Origin of the sequence: Brevundimonas bullata (assembly GCF_003350205.1) — a bacterium.
GTDB lineage: Bacteria > Pseudomonadota > Alphaproteobacteria > Caulobacterales > Caulobacteraceae > Brevundimonas > Brevundimonas bullata.
This window is the reverse complement of the sequence record NZ_QLLC01000069.1, coordinates 1-3,345: the sequence shown is the minus strand read 5'-3', so window position 1 is coordinate 3,345 and position 3,345 is coordinate 1. Positions and strand designations below refer to the sequence as shown.

Here is a 3,345-nt window from a genome sequence, read left to right as displayed (position 1 = left end):
CGGGGGCATGACCCAAGCAGAACCCAGACTGACGACCCTGGCCCATGGCGGCGGTCTTGGTGGGCCAGGCGAGGTAGCGCTGACCGGCGCTTTCCTGGGCCGCGGCGGGCGCGGCGACGCCCAGGGCGCAGGCCCCGGCGGTCAGGATGGCGGTGATCGGCGGGCGTCGCACGGACGGCCTCCTGCAAAGAGACGGCGGTAAGGGGGCAGACTAGGGCATGACGGCTTAATCCGCTGCTAACAGGCGGTCAGCCGCGTTCGGTCAGCCGCGTCCGGGCAGGTACTGGGGGGTGAAGGCCTCGCGCCAGTCGGGCGGCGAGGGATAGGCGGCCTCGGTCTGTTCGGCGAAGGCCTGCCAGCGCTCGGCGGTCATGGTCCCCAGGCCGTAGAGGGCCGCGTCGCCGCCGTCGACCACGGCCTCGGTGCGCAGACTGTCGCGCACGGCGTTCAGCAGGCGCTGGTTCAGGTCGGGATTGGCGCGGCGGATCAGGGCGTCGCCCTTGGACCCGTCGCCGTGGACATAGTCGCGCCAGCCTTCGACCGAGGCGGCGATGAAGTCGCGCAGGGCCTTGGCGTTGTCGCGGGCGAAGGCGTTGGGGGCCAGGATCAGGCTGGAATAGGAGGGGTAGCCGTCGTCAGCGGGGATCAGGACGCGGGGCGTGAACCCGGCTTCGCGGGCGATCAGGGCCGGATCGCCCGCCGTCAGTCGGCCCACCAGAACCGCCTTGGGATCGTCGCGGAAGGCCTTGAGGTTGTCCTCGGGCGTGCCTGGCCTGGCCTGATCGGCGGTCAGGTCGAAGCGGGTCCTCAGCCAGTTCCAGAAGCCGGTCTGGTCGGCGGGGCTCATCAGGATGGGCCGGTCGCGCAGGGCCGACAGGGTCTCCAGCGGCTGATCCGGGTGCGCCATCAGGACCACGGGGTCCTTTTGCAGGAAGGCGGCGACGGCCTTGACCGGGGCGCGGTCGGCGATCAGCCGCATGGGGGCGAAGCTGTCGGCGCCGACGGCCAGTTCCACCGCGCTCGCCGCCAGCAGGGCGGGCACGTCGGCCCCGGCGGCCCCGGTCAGGATCTCGACGTTCAGGCCGCGTCGCTCATAGGCCCCGGTGGCGATGGCCTGATAGAAGCCGCCGTGGGCGGCGGTGACAGGTCCGCCGGCGGCGAGGCGCAGGCGCACGCGGCCGGACTCGTCGACCGGCGCCTCGGCGCGGCCGCAGGCGGACAGGGCGCTCACGGCGGTCAGGCCGGCGGCGCCCAGCAGCAGATTGCGGCGGGAGAGTCGGTCGAAGGTCATTGAGGGATGGTTTAGGGGGCGGCGGCGGACTTGGAAAGGTCGGCGGCGCCGCACTGCACACCGCAATTGAGCGAGGGGACGCGACCCCGAGGCGCCCGAAGGCGGTCCCCTGATCGCGTCCCCTCGCCAAGTCCGGGTTGGACCTGGCCGGTTGGGTCAGGGCCTGGCCGTTTTCCGAAGCGAAGATCTGCATTTGAACGCGAAGCGTCCAGACCGATTTCACTGCGGCGCCTACGGGCGGACCCGGCGGCGGCGGCTGGTCTCCTGGCGGCTCCTGGTCGCGTCGGGCGCGTCGTCGGGACGCGCCGTCTTCGATCCTGGCCCGGTTCTCCACAACCCCTGCGCCGAGGCGCTGAAAGATCGGGAGCCTGTGGCCCTGCGTCGGTGTTTCCGCATCCTCCGAAGAGGCTTGGAACCCTGGGTCAGAGAGCCGGGCCGGTTCGCTTGAAACCCCCGTCGCCATTGCTGGTCTGGGGTTTTCCGCGCCGCCGTGTCCCTTGGCTTGATGAGGGTCTGACGAACGAGGGTTTCTGGCAAGCGAGCGATTCGGCGCCCTGTGGGCAAGTGGCGCTGAGGTCGTGGGCAAGTCTGTGGATGGCTGTGGAGCAATGCAATTCGCGACGCCGCATCAGGCGCGTGGCGGCGTCCACAGGAAAGCGCAGGCGGATCGAAGATGAGCGGGAATTAACGGGGCGGCGAACGCGGGTTCCTCTAACAGTCGCGCTTGAGCCGTCGTGGGCGGCGCTTTCGATCCTTCCAAGGTTGTCTGTCGTGAATTCAGTTCGTTTTTCCGCTGGTCTTGTGGCCCTGGGCGTCGCCCTTGCTCTGACGGGGGGCGCCGCCGCCCAGACCTATCGTCCGACCTTCCACCCGGACCAGCTGAAGGGGCCGCCGGCGGGTCGGGTCAACGAGGTGCTGGTGGTGGGATCGCCGCATCTGGCCCAGATGGGCGACGCGGTGAAGGCCGAGATGCTGGCGCCGCTGCTGGACCGCCTGGCGGCCTGGGCGCCCGAGGTGATCGCCATCGAGAACGTCTCGGGCCTCCAATGCGACGCCATGCGCCGCTATCCGCAGCGCTACGCCGTGTCGATCAGCGACTACTGCGAGGACTTCAGCCACGCTGGTCAGCAGACCGGGCTGGACGTCCCGGCGGCCAACGCTGAAGCCGAGCGGCTGCTGTCGGAATGGCCCGCGGCGCCGACGCCGGAGCAGCGTCGCCGTCTGGCGGCGGTCTTCCTGGCGGCGGGCGAGCCGACCTCGGCCCTGGTCCAGTGGCTGCGTCTGGCTCCGGCAGAACGCCGTGAGGGCGAGGGGCTGGACGCGACTCTGGTCGCCCAACTGAACACCCAGCGGGACAGCATCAACGAGAGCGATTCCGTCGCCGCCGTTCTGGCCGCGCGGCTGGGGCTGGAACGGGTGTGGAGCGTCGACGACCATTCGGCCGACCGCTATCCGGCGGACATCAAGGGCTTCGTCCGGGCGATCCGGCAGGTCTGGAACAACCCGGCGAACGAAGAGCGCAAGGCGGCGGAGGCGCCGTTCACGGCCGGGCTGTCGCAGCCGGACGGCCTGCTGAACCTCTATCGCTACTACAACAGCGCCGAGGCCCAGCGCCTGGCCTATGAGGGCGACTTCGGCGCGGCCCAGAAGGACCCGTCGCCCGAGGGCTTCGGCCGGATGTATCTTGCGGCCTATGAGACGCGGAACCTGCGCATGGTCGCCAACATGCGCGACGTCATGGGGGTGAAGCCGGGCGTGAAGATGCTGACCCTCGTGGGCGCCTCGCACAAGGGCTACTACGAGGCCTATCTGAACCAGATGCACGACGTGGTGCTGGCGGACGTGGATCAGGTGCTGCGCTGAGGCAGGACTGAAAGGGGAGGGGGCTTCGGAGCGCCGAGCCCACTTCCCACTTCGCACCCCTCGCTGACATCGACGACGGCCGCTTTCCGGCCTGGTGGTCGATGTCCGCTTTCAGCGCCAAAGCCTAGGACCGAAATCGACCGAGGCTGTGTAAAAACGTGCGGACCCACGGCGGGGCGGAAGGTGGCGAC

Annotated in this window: 2 protein-coding genes; one reads left to right on the top strand and one right to left on the bottom strand. The window is 69.8% G+C overall.

The window, feature by feature from the left end:
- Window positions 1-262: 262 nt before the first annotated feature.
- A complete protein-coding gene (locus DXK21_RS16235) occupies window positions 263-1,291 on the bottom strand; it encodes an ABC transporter substrate-binding protein (RefSeq protein ID WP_245945258.1) in 1,029 nt (342 codons plus the stop codon).
- 771 nt (window positions 1,292-2,062) lie between these two features.
- Between DXK21_RS16235 and DXK21_RS16230 the strand changes: the two genes are divergently transcribed.
- A complete protein-coding gene (locus tag DXK21_RS16230; RefSeq protein WP_114818801.1) occupies window positions 2,063-3,154 on the top strand; it encodes a DUF5694 domain-containing protein in 1,092 nt (363 codons plus the stop codon).
- Window positions 3,155-3,345: the final 191 nt, after the last annotated feature.

Excerpts from the sequence above, each read along its gene's own strand:
- DXK21_RS16235 (WP_245945258.1), bottom strand. The coding sequence starts at position 1,291 with ATGACCTTCGACCGACTCTCCCGCCGCAATCTGCTGCTGGGCGCCGCC.